The sequence below is a fragment of the Mycobacterium sp. 852013-50091_SCH5140682 genome (genome assembly GCF_001665685.1).
In the GTDB taxonomy this organism is placed as follows: Bacteria; Actinomycetota; Actinomycetes; order Mycobacteriales; family Mycobacteriaceae; genus Mycobacterium.
Window position 1 is genome coordinate 37,172 of sequence record NZ_LZTB01000050.1, and the last position, 14,370, is coordinate 51,541.

Below are 14,370 nucleotides of genomic sequence, written 5' to 3' on the forward strand. Positions count from 1 at the left end.
TATCGAAGCCACCGACAAGCCCACGCACCGCAACGCCGGGGGACGTGTCGTTCGGAGCCGGTTAGATTCGCCGGTTGGCCCAGCCGTCGTCGTTGTGCGCCAGCAGCTGCAACTCGCGCTCCCAAGCGTTCGCGCGCACCCGGTCGAGCAGCCGACGGACGACAAAGGCGATCAGCACGCTCAACGCCACCGCGCCGAGCCACACACCGACCGACCGCACAAAGGCTGTCAACTGGGCATCGGCCTTACGTCTCGGGGCATCGACCACATTGCCCTTTTGATCAAGCCAGATCACCACTTGCTGGCCGGTCGAGGTCGGCGTCGAGAACGTTGTGCGCCCGGTGCGTGTCTGCGTACCCTCGCGCCACTGAACCAGTACAGGCAGGCCTGTGGAGTAACGCTGCGCCCCCTGCACGGTGCCGCGGAGCACCTCGGCATTCGTCGAGTGCAGTGACCGGGCCTGTTCGGTGATCGAACGCATCTCTGCCGAATATGCGTCGGCACCCGACTGAACGGCCGTCGGGACGATGAGAAGAGCAGTAAGGAGAACACCCAGAATCGCAAACGCTTCAACCCGGTCGGTCATCCGAGCCAAGGGATTGCGAGCCAGCCCACGGAACACCCACCTACGGCCGAGGGTGCGCGACAACGTGCTATACATCACACCAGTCCAAGCCCAATTTTCGAAACTGTTACCAACACATTTCGATGGTGTCACTAGCGCTGACCACTTTGCCAGTCGCCAATCATCAGCGCGACGAAAATCACAGGTTAGGGGTCGTTATGGGACAAACTTCAATTCGATGAGTTCGCGCGACGAAGTTAGCGGAGCGTGTCGCCGATCACTATTTTCCCTTGCATACGTCAGGCAGCTGCAGCCCTGAATTTCGCTCATATCGGTGATATGGGCCAGCGCCGGTCGACGTCGGTGTCGACCCTGCCGAATCCACCCGCGCCGCTCCCGTGGCGCCCGTCACAGTGATGAGATGCTGCTATGCCGTATGCCACCTTGGTGCTCGGCGCCGCGGTCCTGCTCGGCGTCACCTCGGCGGTGATGTGGTGGGCCAAGATCGAGCATGCCGCCGCCCCCTGGTGGGCGGTCACCCGGGCGCTCGGGCAGTTGGCGCTGATCAGTCTCGCGCTGCGCGGAGTCCTCACTCACCCCGCGCTGGTAGCACTCGCACTGCTGGTGATGGTCAGCGTGGCGGCGTGGACAGCAGCCCGCAGACTGCGGGATCTGCATGGCGGACCGCTCGCGGTGGTGCTGTCGACGGTGGCGGCCAGCGCGCTGACCATCGGCCTGGCATTCGGGCTGCACATGTTGGCGCTGCAGAGCCGGTTCGTGATCGCCCTCGGCGGCATCGTCATCGGTTCGACGATGACCGCCACCACCCTGGCCGGTCGCAACTTCCAGCGGATGTCGGTTAAGTCGCGGGCCGAGATCGAAGGCTGGCTGGCCATCGGCGCGACACCGAGCCAGTCGGTGGTGCACATCGGCCGGGCTGCGGCCGGAGACGCCGTGCGCCCGGTCCTCGACCAGACCAGGACGACGGGCCTTGTCACACTCCCCGGCGCCTTCGTGGGTGCCCTGATGGCGGGCGCTCCGCCGCTGGAGGCCGGCCGGTTTCAGGTCGTGGTGCTGGTGTGCCTGATCACCGCCCAGACCGTCGCGACCACTCTGCTGGTGCGCATTCTCGGCCGCTCGCCCGTCCTCGCGGTCTGAGACCGCCGGCGTCGCGCACGGTCTGCTTGTCGGCCCGTCGTGCGATGCTGCGGGACCGACAACCCTTCGAGCACAGAGGATCAGCGGTGACCGCACCGACCGTAGAAGACGAGCAGGACGCGTATCAGGATCGCGACACCGCCGACGAAGCCACCCGCGACAGCACCGCATTCAACCGCCGACACGAGATGTCGTCCGGCTCAGACACGTCCGAAGAGCACCGAAAAATATTGGCTGAAGCCAAAAATGAGGTCACCAGGATCCGCTACGCCGTGGATGTACTCGGAGGCGCTCAACCAGCCGAGGTGATCGCGTGGCTGAGTCAGTACGGCCACACCGTCGCGTTGCGGAAGGTGTCACCTGAGGTAAAGGCGTACCGCGACGCGCACGGCTCCGACGTCCTGGCCGTCCACGACGGCAACGGCAACGAGCCTGCCTCGCCCGCGTTCTCAGTTCAACCGAACGCCCCCGCCGCCGACCCCGGATCCGGTCATCGCGCAGGTATCGACACTTCGGCGCACACCCTCAGTCGCCCGGGCGATACCGCCCACGCACAACCCGAGAAGCGAACTCCGTGGGTCGCATTCGCGTGCTACGCCGTCGCCGCGGTCTCGATGACCGTGTCGCTGAACACATCCTGGCGGTTCTTCGATCTCGTACTGCACATCCCGACCGCCAACGCCGAACGCTGGATCATGTTCGCCGTAGCCGAACTCGCCCTGTTCGTGTGCGGCGCGGGCATGGCCGTCAACGTTCACCGCAGTGGACATCCTGGGTCGTTCCGCACGGTCGTGTGGTCGATGTGCGCGGCGATGGCCTACATGGCATGGGCCATGTCGAGCCCCGGCGAAGCCCTTGGCCGCATCCTGCTCGGTCCGGTGCTCGGCACGGTCATGCTTCACCTCGGCCTGGGCCTCGAATTGCGGACCCACCACGAAGGCGCGGGCATCGCAGCACGCATCGGCCGCGAATTGCGCGAACGCGTCCTCGGCCGGCTCGGCCTCGGCGATGACGGCCGCGACGCCGCGCAACGCACCCGAGATCGCAAGGCATATCGGGCCGCAACGCTGAGCCGCCCACACAGGTACCCCTGGTCGCGTGCCGCCAAGCTGGAACGAGCCCTGGTCGCTTCCGGCGTCGCCGACGACGAATCGCTACGCCAACGGATGCTGGCCCGCCTCGCGGTCTTGCAGCATGCGCACGAGCTCGCCGAGCTTACGCAGAGCTCGCCATGGCAATCGTCGACTCCCCGCAGCGCGTCAGAGCACCCTGCGACGATGCCTTGAGGAGGCTAGGCCTCGGGCGGCAGCAGCAGATCGGCGTCGAAGCACGTGTGGTCGCCGGTGTGGCAGGCTCCGCCGACCTGGTCGACCTCGAGCAACACCGTGTCACCGTCGCAGTCCAGCCTGACCGAATGCACGTGCTGAGTGTGCCCGGACGTGGCGCCCTTGATCCACTGCTCGCCGCGCGACCGCGAAAAGTATGTCGCCTCACGGGTTTCCAACGTGCGGGCCAGGGCGTCGTCGTCCATCCAGGCGACCATCAGCACGTCGCCGGTGCCACGCTCCTGCACCACGGCGGTGAACAAACCGTCGGCGTTGCGCTTGAGCCGCGCCGCAATATCCGCATCCAGTGCGCTCATCGGGGCACTCTTCTCTTCGCGCAAGCGCTCATCGGACTGTGATTCCTTCCGCGGCCATCGCTGCCTTGACCTCGGCGATGGTCAGTTCCCGGAAGTGGAACACGCTGGCGGCCAAGACGGCATCAGCACCTGCAACAACGGCGGGCGGGAAATGTTCCACCGCACCGGCCCCGCCGCTGGCGATCACCGGCACGCTGACGGCCGCGCGCACCGCACGCAACATGTCCAGATCGAAACCGGCCTTGGTGCCGTCGCGATCCATCGAATTCAGCAGGATCTCACCGACCCCGAGTTCGGCACCGCGAACGGCCCATTCGATGGCGTCGATCCCGGTGCCGCGTCGCCCGCCGTGGGTGGTGACCTCCCAGCCCGACGGCGTGGGCGCGGCACCGGACGGCACGGTGCGGGCATCGACACTGAGCACGATGCACTGTGAGCCGAACTGGCGGGCCAGCTCGGCGAGCAGTTCGGGGCGGGCGATCGCGGCGGTGTTCACCGAGACCTTGTCCGCACCGGCGCGCAGCAGGACGTCGACGTCTTCGACGGAGCGCACCCCGCCGCCGACCGTCAGCGGGATGAACACCTGCTCCGCGGTGCGCTTGACCACCTCCAGCATGGTCGAACGGCCCGACGACGATGCGGTCACGTCCAGGAACGTCAACTCGTCGGCGCCCTCGGCGTCGTACGCCGCCGCCAGTTCGACGGGATCCCCGGCGTCGCGGAGGTTTTCGAAGTTGACTCCCTTGACGACACGGCCGTCGTCGACATCCAGACACGGAATCACCCGCGTCGCAACGTCACTGGTCACAGGTAATCCTCCGGGCTGCCCGCGGCTTTCACGATCTCCAGCATGCGTTGATGCACACCGGGTGCGGCGGCCAGCGCCGACTTGGACTCGACTGTCCACGGCTGGCCGGCGAGGTCGGTCACGATACCGCCGGCAGCCCGGACCAGGGCCACACCGGCCGCGTGATCCCAGATGTGGTGCCCGAAACTGATGGCGGCACCGAGGACTCCGGCCGCCACATAGGCCAGGTCGACGCCGGTGGCGCCGTGCATCCGCACCCGCGAGCACTCCCGGCTCAGGTTCGCAAGCACTTGCGCGCGGTATCGGCCAGGGAACCGGCCGCGGGAGTCGATGTTGAACGTCTGGATTCCGACGATCGAATCGGCCAGCGTCGGAGAGCCCAACGGCGGAAGCGCTTCGCCGTTGTTGTAGAGCGGTCCGTTGACAAGCGCGGTGTAGCGCTGCCCCATGAACGGCAGCCAGGTCAGGCCCGCGACCGGTTCGCCCTTCGCCAGCAGCCCGAGCAGGATGCCGGCCATCGGCGAACCCGCCGCGTAGTTGAACGTGCCGTCGATCGGATCGAGCACCCACACCAGCTCGGAATCGATCGGCTCACCGCCGAACTCCTCACCGTGCACGCCGATGCCAGTTCCCTCGGTGAGAGCCCTGACCACCTGCCGCTCGATGGCCAGGTCGACCTCGGTGGCGAAGTCGTTGCCCTGCTTGCGAACCGCCGAATCGGCCCGGTGCCCGGCGATGAACGGTGCCGACGCCTCATCGAGAATCTCGGCCGCGGTGCCGAGCAGTGCGGCCAGCCGGTTGGGATCCATCCGCTCAGCCGCTGACCGCAGCGAGAGCCTCGGGCAGGGTGAATCGGCCGGCGTAGAGCGCTTTCCCGACGATCGCGCCTTCGACACCGCGATCGGTCAGCGTGGCGATGGCCTGCAGATCCTCCAGGCTGGACACCCCGCCTGAGGCGATGACGGGCACGCCACTGCGCTCGGCGACCGCGCCGAGCAGCTCGAGATTGGGCCCGGTCAGCGTGCCGTCCTTGGTGACGTCGGTGACGACGTACCGCGAACAGCCCTCGCGCTCAAGGCGTTCCAGCACCTCCCACAGATCGCCGCCGTCGGTTTCCCAGCCGCGGCCACGCAATCTGTAGGCACCGGCCGTGCCCTCAGCGAGCTGCACATCCAAGCCCACAGCCACCTTGTCGCCGTACTCGGCGATTGCCGCCGCACACCACGTCGGGTTCTCCAGCGCCGCGGTGCCGATGTTGACGCGCGCACAGCCCGTGGCCAGCGCGGCCTTCAGCGACTCGTCGTCGCGGATGCCGCCGGAGAGTTCGACATCGACGTCGAGCTTGCCGACGACCTCGGCCAGCAACTCGCGGTTGCTCCCCCGGCCGAAGGCCGCGTCGAGATCCACCAGATGGATCCACTGTGCACCGTCACGCTGCCAGGCCATCGCGGCTTCCAGCGCAGAGCCGTAGTCGGTCTCGCTACCCGCCTTGCCCTGAACCAGCCGAACGGCTTTGCCCTCGACCACGTCGACGGCCGGCAAAAGAATCAAACTCACAGTCCCTCAACCCAATTCGCAAGCAGCGTGGCACCGGCATCGCCGCTCTTCTCCGGATGAAATTGCGTGGCCGCCAACGGCCCGTCCTCGACCGCTGCGATGAACCGGGCATGGTGGGTGGCCCAGGTGACCAACGCGTCGGAATTGCCCGACCACTCCTGTGCGGCATAGGAGTGCACGAAATAGAACCGCGTGTCGGCGTCCAGCCCGCGGAACAGCCTACTTCCGGCGGCGGCCTCGACGACGTTCCAGCCCATATGCGGAATCACCGGGGCATCCAGCCGGGTGACGGCTCCGGGCCATTGACCGCAGCCGACAGTCTCCACGCCGAACTCGACACCGCGGGAGAACAAGATCTGCATACCGACGCAGACGCCGAGCACCGGACGGCCCTGCCGCAGCCGGTCGGCGATGATCTTCTCCCCACCGATCGCCCGCAGACCGTTCATGCACGCTTCGTAGGCACCCACACCCGGCACCACCAGACCGTCGGCAGCCGCGGCAGCGCCCGGGTCGGCAGTCACCTCGACATCGGCACCGACGCGCTGCAGGGCCCGTTGCGCTGAGCGCAGATTCCCGGATCCGTAGTCGAGGACGACGAGTTTCTTCGTCACAAAGTGCCCTTCGTGGACGGCACCCCTGTGACGCGAGGGTCGTATTCGACGGCCTGGCGCAGCGCCCGGGCGACGGCCTTGTACTCGGCCTCGGTGATGTGGTGCGGATCGCGACCGTAGATGGTGCGCACATGCAGTGCGATGCGGGCGTTGAACGCGATCGACTCGAACACGTGCCGGTTGATCACCGTGTGATACGGCGTGCTGGACCCGGCGATGGTGAACTCGACCATGTAGTCCGGCTCGCCGGTGTGCACGAAGTACGGACGGCCCGACACATCCACCGCGGCGTGCGTCAACGTCTCGTCCATCGGGATGAACGCGTCACCGAATCGCCGGATCCCGGTCTTGTCCCCCAGCGCCTGGCCGAGGGCCTGGCCCAGCACGATCGCGGTGTCCTCCACCGTGTGGTGGCCTTCGATCTCGATGTCGCCCTTGGCCTGAACGGTCAGGTCGAAGCTGGCGTGAGTGCCCAGCGAGGTCAGCATGTGGTCGAAAAACGGTACGCCGGTATCGATGTCGACCACACCGGTGCCGTCGAGGTCGATCTCGACGACGATCTCTGATTCGCGGGTCTTACGTTCGACTTTCGCGCGACGGGTCACGATGCTCCTACCGTGCTGGTGATTTCGGTCTTGACGAGGTCCGCACTGGCAGCCAGGAACGCGTCGTTCTCTGCGGCCAGGCCGATCGTGGTGCGCAGGTACCCGGGGATGCCGACGTCACGGATCAGCACGCCCGCGTCGAGGTAGTGCTGCCAGGTGGAGGGCGCGTCGGCGAAGTGCCCGAACAACACGAAGTTCGCGTCGCTGGGAATCACGCGGTAGCCCAAGCGGGTCAGTTCGGCGCACACCCGGTCCCGTTCGGCGGCAAGCGTTGCCACGCTGGCGAGGGTGTCGTCGGCGTGCCGCAACGCGGCCCGGGCGGCGGCCTGGGTCAGCACCGACAGGTGATACGGCAACCGCACCAACAGCAGTGCGTCGATCACCGCGGGCGCCGCCGCCAGGTATCCCAGCCGGCCGCCGGCGAATGCGAACGCCTTGCTCATGGTCCGGCTGACAACGAGTTTCGCGGGATATTCGGCCAGCAGCGCGACGGCACTGGGCTGTGACGAGAACTCGCCGTAGGCCTCGTCGAGGACCAGCACGCCGCCGGTCATCGCATCCAGCAGACGCCGCAGATCCGCGAGCGGAACGCTCTGTCCCGACGGGTTGTTCGGGCTCGTCACGAATACGATGTCGGGCTTGCGGTCCTTGATGGCGGCGATGGCTGCGTCGACATCCAGGCTGAAATCGTCCGCACGGGATGCTTGCAGCCACTCCGTCTGGGTGCCGTCGGAGATGATCGGGTGCATCGAATACGACGGCACGAAGCCGATCGCCCGGCGGCCTGGGCCGCCGAAAGCCTGCAACAGTTGCTGCAGGATCTCATTGGAACCGTTGGCCGCCCAAAGGTTCTCGGTGGTCAGAGGCACCCCGGTGGCCGACGTTAGATAGGCCGCCAGATCAGCGCGCAGCGCCACCGCGTCACGGTCGGGATACCGATGCAGCTCGGCTGCGGCGTCGCGCACCGAGGCAGCGACATCGTCGATGAGCGCCTGGGTGGGCGGGTGCGGATTCTCGTTGGTGTTCAGGCGCACCGGAACTTGCAACTGCGGTGCGCCATACGGCGACTTGCCCCGAAGGTTGTCCCGCAGCGGCAGATCCGCCAAGGTCACTTCGCGCGCTGACATCAGTGCCCTCTGTTCTTCGCGCAAGCGCTCATCACCGTTCAAACCTCCGTCGTACCGCCTCACCGTGCGCCGGCAGATCTTCCGCCTTCGACAGCGTGATCACATGGCCTGACACATCTTTGAGCGCAGCCTCGTCGTACTCCACCACGTGGATTCCGCGCAGGAAGGTCTGCACCGACAGCCCGCTGGAGTGCCGGGCACAGCCGGCGGTGGGCAGCACGTGGTTGGACCCCGCGCAGTAGTCACCCAGGCTCACCGGCGACCAGGCGCCGACGAAAATCGCTCCGGCCGACCGAATCCGGTCCGCGACCCCGGCGGCGTCGACGGTCTGGATCTCGAGGTGTTCCGCCGCGTAGGCATTGACCGTGCGGATACCGGCCGGGATGTCATCGACGAGCACGATGGCCGACTGCTGACCGGTCAGGGCAGCAGTCACCCGCTCGACGTGCACCGTGGTGGCGAGCTGGTTTGTCAGTTCGCGGTCGGTGGCATCCGCCAGCGCCACACTGTTGGTGACCAGCACACTCGCGGCCATCTCGTCGTGCTCGGCCTGGCTGATCAGATCAGCGGCCACGTGCACCGGGTCGGCGGTGTGGTCGGCGAGGATCGCGATCTCGGTCGGGCCGGCTTCGGCGTCGATACCCACCTGGGAACGGCAGATCCGCTTTGCCGCGGTGACGTAGATGTTGCCCGGCCCGGTGATCATGTCCACCGGGGCCAGCTCGGCTCCATCGGTGTCGGTGCCACCGTAGGCCAGCAGCGCGACGGCCTGGGCCCCGCCGACCGCCCACACTTCCTCTACACCGAGCAATGCGGCGGCGGCCAAAATGGTCTTGTGCGGGAGGCCATGGAAGGGTCCCGATTGCGCCTGCGGAGGGCTCGCGATCACCAGGGAGTCGACACCGGCGGTCTGCGCGGGCACCACGTTCATCACCACGCTGGAGGGATAGACCGCATTGCCGCCCGGGACGTAGAGGCCGACCCGCTCGACCGGGACCCACCGTTCGGTGACGGTCGCCCCGGGGGCCAGCGTCGTGGTGGTGTTCGTGCGGCGCTGATCGGCGTGCACGGCGCGGGCGCGGTCGATCGACACCTGCAGCGCGGCCCGCACGTCCGGCGACAGTTCGGCGAGCGACTGCGCCAAGGACTCGGCAGGGACGCGGACCGCCGCGGGCCGGACGCCGTCAAAAGACTCGCCGTACTCCAGGGCGGCTACCGCGCCCCGCTCGGCGATCGCGTCGACGATCGGACGGACCTTGGGAACGACTGCGTCCACGTCGACGCCACCGCGTGGCAGGGCAGCGCGCAGTTGCGCGGCACTCATCTCGCGGTTGCGCAGGTCGATACGGGACATCTGAAACTCGGCCATCTCTTCGATTGTCCCTGATCAGTCCAGTTGAATAAAAATCCGGGCAGGCAAGCGTCGTAGGGTGGTCGCAAACCGGCGAATGGAGTCGAGATGTCCGCGAAGGATCACCCCAACAACGCCCCTGGCATACCGATGCTCGTTCCGCCCGCCCTGGAACGATTTCAGATCAAGTACATCAACCCGGCGCTGAAGCCGCTGTCGAAGCGTCTGCCGGGCTTTACCGTGATCAAGCATCGCGGCCGCACGTCGGGCACGCCCTACGAGACCATCGTCACCAGCTACCGCAAGGGCAATACGCTCGCGGTGCTGCTCGCCCACGGCAAGACCAACTGGGCCAAGAATGTGCTGGCCGCGGGCGAAGCGGACGTCCATCTGTTCCGCGGTGACGTCCACATCACCAACCCGCGGGTGCTGCCTGCAGGCACCGATGACCCGTCGTTGCCACCGATCGCCCGCATCGCTGCCCGGCGAATCGGGGTCTTCGTCGCCGATATCGTTTGACGTCGCTGCCAGACTGCTTGCATGACTTGGCAGGTCTGGCTGGCGTTTCTCGGCGCGTCGATCGCGATCAGTGTGTCTCCGGGCGCCGGGGCGATCCAATCGATGGCCACGGGCCTGACACACGGCCTACGCCGCGGTTCGTGGAGTGTGCTGGGGTTGCAGCTGGGGCTGCTGGCGCAGCTGGTGCTGGTGGCGGTCGGTTTGGGCGCCGCCATTGCCAGCTCGATCCTGGCCTTCCAGATCGTGAAGTGGATCGGTGTCGCGTACCTGATCTACCTGGCCGTCCATCAGTGGCGCAGTGCGTCCCAGGACCTGCGCGAGCGCTTGGGCAGCGCAGCCGACCGGGGTCGGGCGGCTCTGGTGGCGCGCGGGTTCCTGGTGAACACCACCAATCCGAAGGGGCTGGTGTTCCTGGTCGCAGTGCTCCCGCAGTTCGTCATGCCGACAGCGCCTCTGCTGCCGCAGTACCTGGCGATCGGGGTGACGATGGTGTGCGTCGACGTGGTCGTCATGAGCCTCTACACCGGCGGGGCCGAGCGCCTGCTGCGCTGGCTGCACACCCCGCGCCAGCAGACTGCGCTCAACCGGGTGTTCTCCGGACTGTTCGCGACCGCAGCGGTGGTGCTGTCACTCGTGCGGCGAGGTGTGGTCGCCTGACCGCGCCCTGCCGCTGAGCGGTTCCGCGGGCGAGAAAGACACGCTGGTCACATTCGTCACAGCCGCACCAGAAAGTCTGGGGTACGTGCGGTTCGAAACGCGCTGTCACCGGTGGTATCACTTTTTCTGGTACCGCCGGCGATGGCGCGGTTGGAGGTGCGGTCCCCCACGAGAAGCGCGACACGCCGACTTCTGCGACACGCCCGCAGCTCTCCGGCTCACATATCGAGCCCGAGGTCGAGCACCCGCACCGAGTGGGTGAGCGCGCCGACCGCGAGATAGTCGACCCCGGTGCCGGCGTACTCGGCTGCGGTGTCCAGGGTCAGGCCTCCGGAGGACTCGAGCTTGGTCGCCGGCGATGCGGCATCGCGCCGTTGCACGGCGATCTGCGTCTGCCAGACCGGGAAATTGTCAAGGAGCACCAGTTCCGCCCCGGCGGCAAGCACGTCATCGAGCTGTTCGAGGGAATCGACCTCGACCTCGCACGGCAGTTCGGGTGCGGCGGCGCGCACCGCTTGCAGCGCCGCCAGCACCGAGCCTGCCGCGGCCACATGGTTGTCCTTGATCAGTGCGGCGTCACCCAATCCCATGCGGTGGTTGACTCCCCCGCCGACGCGGACCGCGTATTTCTGCAGGGCACGCAGCCCGGGCAGCGTCTTGCGGGTGTCGCGGATCTTGGCGTTGGTGCCGGCGACGGCATCCACCCAGGCGGCGGTCGCCGTGGCGATACCCGACAGATGGCACACCAGGTTGAGTAGCGTGCGCTCGGCAGTCAGCAGTTGCCGCGTCGGCGCCTCCACGGTCAGCACTTGGGACTTCGCGTCCAGGCGGGCTCCGTCGTCGACACGGTGGACCACCCGGTACGCATCGGAGCCGATCACCTCGTCGAGCACCAGCAAGGCGATGTCGACGCCGGCGATGACTCCCGGTTCCCGGTTGACCACCGAGGCGGTGGTCATGGCCGAGGCCGGCACGGTCGACTGGGTGGTGACGTCAGGGCCGTAGCGCAGGTCCTCCTCGAGGGCCCGCGCGATGGTCGCCCGGGCCTCCACAAGCTCGGATTCTGAGAGGCCCATCAGCACACCGCCGTCGGGGTTGCGACGGCGATGCCGCCGGTGCTGTTCCGGATGCTCAACGGATGCTCCTGGTTGGGGTCGGTCCCGGGGAAGTCGTCACGGTGGTGGCAGCCCCTGGTTTCGGTACGGGCGAGGGCCGCTGCGGCAACAGCCCGTGCTGTCACGGTGAGCGCGGCATCTTCAAAACTCTTGCGGCTACGGGTTTCCCGCTGGCACGCGGTGGCCAGGAGGTCACGCAGCTGTCCCAGCCCGGCGGCGTCGCGGACCACGGAGGCGTGGGCGGACATCGCGCGTTGCAGTAGGCTGCGGTCGACGGTGTCGAGTCGACGATCACGGGGAGCCTGGGCACGGACCGAACCGGCTTGCGCCGCATGGTCGGCGGCGACGCGCCCGGCGCGGCCACCCACCACGAGTCCCTCGAGCAGGCTGTTGGAGGCCAACCTGTTGGCGCCGTGCATGCCAGTGCGGGCCACCTCCCCGGCGGCGAACAGTCCGGGTAATTCGGTACGGCCGTACACGTCGGTGACCACTCCGCCGCAGCTGTAGTGCGCGCCGGGCACCACCGGGATCGGCTCGCGGGTCGGATCGATGCCCGCGGCGGCGCACGATGCCGCGACGGTCGGGAACCGACGGCGGAAATCCACGATGCGGCGGGCGTCGAGGTAGACGCACGGATCACCGGTGGCGGTCAGTCGGGCGTTGATCGCCGCCGCCACCACATCGCGCGGCGCCAAGTCACCCATCGGGTGCACTCCGTCGGTGACCGAAAGACCCTGCGAGTCAACGAGAACGGCGCCTTCACCGCGGATCGCCTCGGTCACCAGTGGCAGGCGGCCGTCGACTTCACCGTTGAACAACATGGTCGGGTGAAACTGAATGAACTCGATGTCGGCAACCGGTACGCCCGCCCACAGCGCCAAGGCGATACCGTCACCCGTCGAGCCCTCGGGATTGGTTGTGGCGCAATACAGATGCCCGAGGCCACCGGTGGCCAGGATCACCGACGGCGCGTGCAGGATGCCCACGCCGTCCTCGTTGTTCACCAGCACACCGGTCACGGCCGAACCGTCGTGCAGGATCTGCAGCGCCACGTGATTGCGCCTGATGTCCAGATTGGCCGCGGCATGGTCAAGGGCGCGTTGGACTTCGGCGCCGGTGGCATCACCGCCGGAATGAATGATCCGGTGCCGGGTGTGCCCACCCTCGCGGGTCAGTGCCCACCGGCCCGGAGCCGTTTCGTCGAACCGCGCACCGGCACCGACCAAGTCTGCGATGGCACGGTAGCCGTCGCCGACGATCGAGCGGACCGCATCGGGATCGCACAGCCCACCACCCGCGGAGACGGTGTCGGCGACGTGCGCGTCGATCGAGTCGTCGTTGCCGGGCAACACGACAGCGATACCGCCCTGGGCGTACGCGGTCGCTGTTTCCCCGGTCTTGCTGAGCACGATCACCCGTCGGCCCTGCCGGTGCGCCGCGAGTGCGGCCACCAGGCCGCCGACTCCGGTACCGATCACCACGACGTCGGCGCGCTGCTGCCACAGCGTCGACGCACCGCAGGCGAACGAGCCACCTGCGGTGCGGGCCGACAACCCGCTCACTCGCCGCCGCCGGGCTGGCCGATGGCAATCATCCGTTGCACACTGGCGCGGCCCAGCCGGGCGGTTTCGGGGTCGACGTGTACCTCGTCGGCCCCGTCGATCAGGCACCGCAGCAGGGCGGCCGGCGTGATCATCTTCATGTAGCGGCACGAGGCCCGGTCGTTGACCGCGAGGAAGTCGACTTCCGGTGCGGCCCGGCGGAGTTGGTGCAGCATGCCGATCTCGGTGGCCACCAGCACCTGGCTGGCGCGGGTCTCGCGGGCCGCGTCGAGCATGCCGCCGGTGGACAGGATCTTCACGCGTTCCTCGGGCACCGCGCCCTCCCCGGCCAGGTACAACGCCGAAGTCGCGCAACCGCATTCGGGATGCACGAACAGCTCGGCATCCGGGTGTGAGCGCGCCTGGTCGGCCAGTTCGTCGCCGTTGATGCCGGCGTGCACGTGGCACTCACCGGCCCAGATGTGCATGTTGGTGCGGCCGGTGACGCGCCGGACGTGCGCTCCGAGGAACTGGTCGGGGCAGAACAGCACTTCCCGGTCGGCGGGGATCGACGCCACGACGTCGACGGCATTCGCCGAAGTGCAGCAGATGTCGGTGAGCGCCTTCACCGCGGCGGTCGTGTTGACATACGACACGACGACGGCATCGGGATATTCGTCCTTCCACGCGCGCAGTTCGTCGACGGTGATGGAATCGGCCAGCGAGCAGCCGGCACGCTGATCGGGGATCAGCACGGTCTTGTCCGGGCTGAGGATCTTGGCCGTCTCCGCCATGAAATGCACGCCGCAGAACACGATGGTGTCCTCGGGAGCGTCGGCGGCGATGCGGGACAGCGCCAACGAGTCACCGACGTGGTCGGCCACGTCCTGGATCTCGGGCAGCTGGTAGTTGTGCGCCAGCAGGGTCGCGCCGCGCTGGTCGACGAGTCGGCGGATCTCGGCGGCCCATTGCGCGTCGCCGACCACGCCGGAATAGCCGTCGGGCCCGTCCAGAATCTGGTCCGCCATCCGGCCTGCCACATCCCCCGCGGTCGTGCCATTGAGCACCGTCACGACGGCCTCCTCAATCCCAGTCAGGTTTTCGACTTATA

The 14,370-nt window shown here is 67.5% G+C and carries 16 protein-coding genes; 4 read left to right on the forward strand and 12 right to left on the reverse strand.

The annotated features are described in order from the left end of the window. Nucleotides 1-61 precede the first annotated feature (61 nt). Nucleotides 62-661 (reverse strand): Rv1733c family protein, encoded by a 600-nt coding sequence (locus A5784_RS15490; protein WP_064945801.1) that lies wholly within the window; start codon nt 659-661, stop codon nt 62-64. A 333-nt stretch (nt 662-994) separates the two neighbouring features. On the opposite strand from A5784_RS15490, the gene A5784_RS15495 reads away from it, so the two are divergent. Continuing rightward, nucleotides 995-1,723 (forward strand): ABC transporter permease, encoded by a 729-nt coding sequence (locus A5784_RS15495; RefSeq protein WP_064945802.1) that lies wholly within the window; start codon nt 995-997, stop codon nt 1,721-1,723. 86 nt (nt 1,724-1,809) lie between these two features. Then, nucleotides 1,810-3,009 carry a hypothetical protein gene (locus tag A5784_RS39195; RefSeq protein WP_232006051.1) on the forward strand — a complete coding sequence of 400 codons (1,200 nt, stop codon included), beginning with the start codon at nt 1,810-1,812 and terminating at the stop codon, nt 3,007-3,009. Nucleotides 3,010-3,014: 5 nt separating this feature from the next. Here A5784_RS39195 and hisI read toward each other — a convergent pair whose 3' ends face one another. Genes hisI through hisD form a run of 8 tightly spaced genes read right to left on the reverse strand, consistent with a single transcriptional unit; the run spans nt 3,015 to nt 9,430 of the window. After that, nucleotides 3,015-3,365: a phosphoribosyl-AMP cyclohydrolase gene (hisI, locus tag A5784_RS15505; protein ID WP_064945803.1), complete on the reverse strand. Its 351-nt coding sequence runs from the start codon at nt 3,363-3,365 to the stop codon at nt 3,015-3,017. Between the two features lie 28 nt (nt 3,366-3,393). Next, on the reverse strand, nt 3,394-4,173 hold the full coding sequence (gene hisF, locus A5784_RS15510) for an imidazole glycerol phosphate synthase subunit HisF (protein WP_064945804.1): 780 nt from the start codon (nt 4,171-4,173) through the stop codon (nt 3,394-3,396). Continuing rightward, nucleotides 4,170-4,982: an inositol monophosphatase family protein gene (locus A5784_RS15515; protein WP_064945805.1), complete on the reverse strand. Its 813-nt coding sequence runs from the start codon at nt 4,980-4,982 to the stop codon at nt 4,170-4,172. The genes hisF and A5784_RS15515 overlap by 4 nt, the downstream gene beginning before the upstream one ends. Nucleotides 4,983-4,986: 4 nt before the next feature. Beyond that, complete coding sequence (gene priA / locus A5784_RS15520) at nt 4,987-5,730, reverse strand: bifunctional 1-(5-phosphoribosyl)-5-((5-phosphoribosylamino)methylideneamino)imidazole-4-carboxamide isomerase/phosphoribosylanthranilate isomerase PriA (RefSeq protein WP_064945806.1); 744 nt, start codon at nt 5,728-5,730, stop codon at nt 4,987-4,989. Continuing rightward, nucleotides 5,727-6,344, reverse strand: coding sequence for an imidazole glycerol phosphate synthase subunit HisH (gene hisH, locus A5784_RS15525; RefSeq protein WP_064945807.1), 618 nt, complete (start codon nt 6,342-6,344; stop codon nt 5,727-5,729). Before hisH ends, priA begins: the two co-directional genes overlap by 4 nt. Further along, nucleotides 6,341-6,949, reverse strand: coding sequence for an imidazoleglycerol-phosphate dehydratase HisB (gene hisB / locus A5784_RS15530; RefSeq protein WP_064945808.1), 609 nt, complete (start codon nt 6,947-6,949; stop codon nt 6,341-6,343). Before hisB ends, hisH begins: the two co-directional genes overlap by 4 nt. Then, nucleotides 6,946-8,076 (reverse strand): histidinol-phosphate transaminase, encoded by a 1,131-nt coding sequence (locus tag A5784_RS15535; protein ID WP_064945853.1) that lies wholly within the window; start codon nt 8,074-8,076, stop codon nt 6,946-6,948. Before A5784_RS15535 ends, hisB begins: the two co-directional genes overlap by 4 nt. 31 nt (nt 8,077-8,107) lie before the next feature. Next, nucleotides 8,108-9,430, reverse strand: a complete 1,323-nt coding sequence (hisD, locus tag A5784_RS15540) for a histidinol dehydrogenase (RefSeq protein ID WP_197514762.1) — start codon at nt 9,428-9,430, stop codon at nt 8,108-8,110. Nucleotides 9,431-9,535: 105 nt separating this feature from the next. On the opposite strand from hisD, the gene A5784_RS15545 reads away from it, so the two are divergent. Together A5784_RS15545 and rhtB are read left to right on the forward strand one after the other, a co-directional pair. Further along, nucleotides 9,536-9,946: a nitroreductase family deazaflavin-dependent oxidoreductase gene (locus A5784_RS15545; protein ID WP_064945810.1), complete on the forward strand. Its 411-nt coding sequence runs from the start codon at nt 9,536-9,538 to the stop codon at nt 9,944-9,946. Between the two features lie 21 nt (nt 9,947-9,967). Then, a complete protein-coding gene (gene rhtB / locus A5784_RS15550; protein WP_064945811.1) occupies nt 9,968-10,603 on the forward strand; it encodes a homoserine/homoserine lactone efflux protein in 636 nt (211 codons plus the stop codon). A 218-nt stretch (nt 10,604-10,821) separates the two neighbouring features. Here rhtB and nadC read toward each other — a convergent pair whose 3' ends face one another. Genes nadC through nadA form a run of 3 tightly spaced genes read right to left on the reverse strand, consistent with a single transcriptional unit; the run spans nt 10,822 to nt 14,332 of the window. Then, nucleotides 10,822-11,679: a carboxylating nicotinate-nucleotide diphosphorylase gene (gene nadC, locus A5784_RS15555; protein WP_064945854.1), complete on the reverse strand. Its 858-nt coding sequence runs from the start codon at nt 11,677-11,679 to the stop codon at nt 10,822-10,824. Continuing rightward, on the reverse strand, nt 11,679-13,280 hold the full coding sequence (locus A5784_RS15560) for an L-aspartate oxidase (protein WP_064945812.1): 1,602 nt from the start codon (nt 13,278-13,280) through the stop codon (nt 11,679-11,681). The genes nadC and A5784_RS15560 overlap by 1 nt, the downstream gene beginning before the upstream one ends. Beyond that, a complete protein-coding gene (gene nadA / locus A5784_RS15565; RefSeq protein ID WP_064945813.1) occupies nt 13,277-14,332 on the reverse strand; it encodes a quinolinate synthase NadA in 1,056 nt (351 codons plus the stop codon). Before nadA ends, A5784_RS15560 begins: the two co-directional genes overlap by 4 nt. Nucleotides 14,333-14,370: the final 38 nt, after the last annotated feature.

Excerpts from the sequence above, each read along its gene's own strand:
- A5784_RS15490 (WP_064945801.1), bottom strand. The coding sequence starts at position 661 with ATGTATAGCACGTTGTCGCGCACCCTCGGCCGTAGGTGGGTGTTCCGT.
- A5784_RS15495 (WP_064945802.1), top strand. The coding sequence starts at position 995 with ATGCCGTATGCCACCTTGGTGCTCGGCGCCGCGGTCCTGCTCGGCGTC.
- hisI (WP_064945803.1), bottom strand. The coding sequence starts at position 3,365 with ATGAGCGCACTGGATGCGGATATTGCGGCGCGGCTCAAGCGCAACGCC.
- A5784_RS15515 (WP_064945805.1), bottom strand. The coding sequence starts at position 4,982 with ATGGATCCCAACCGGCTGGCCGCACTGCTCGGCACCGCGGCCGAGATT.
- A5784_RS15535 (WP_064945853.1), bottom strand. The coding sequence starts at position 8,076 with ATGTCAGCGCGCGAAGTGACCTTGGCGGATCTGCCGCTGCGGGACAAC.
- hisD (WP_197514762.1), bottom strand. The coding sequence starts at position 9,430 with ATGTCCCGTATCGACCTGCGCAACCGCGAGATGAGTGCCGCGCAACTG.
- A5784_RS15545 (WP_064945810.1), top strand. The coding sequence starts at position 9,536 with ATGTCCGCGAAGGATCACCCCAACAACGCCCCTGGCATACCGATGCTC.
- rhtB (WP_064945811.1), top strand. The coding sequence starts at position 9,968 with ATGACTTGGCAGGTCTGGCTGGCGTTTCTCGGCGCGTCGATCGCGATC.
- nadC (WP_064945854.1), bottom strand. The coding sequence starts at position 11,679 with ATGGGCCTCTCAGAATCCGAGCTTGTGGAGGCCCGGGCGACCATCGCG.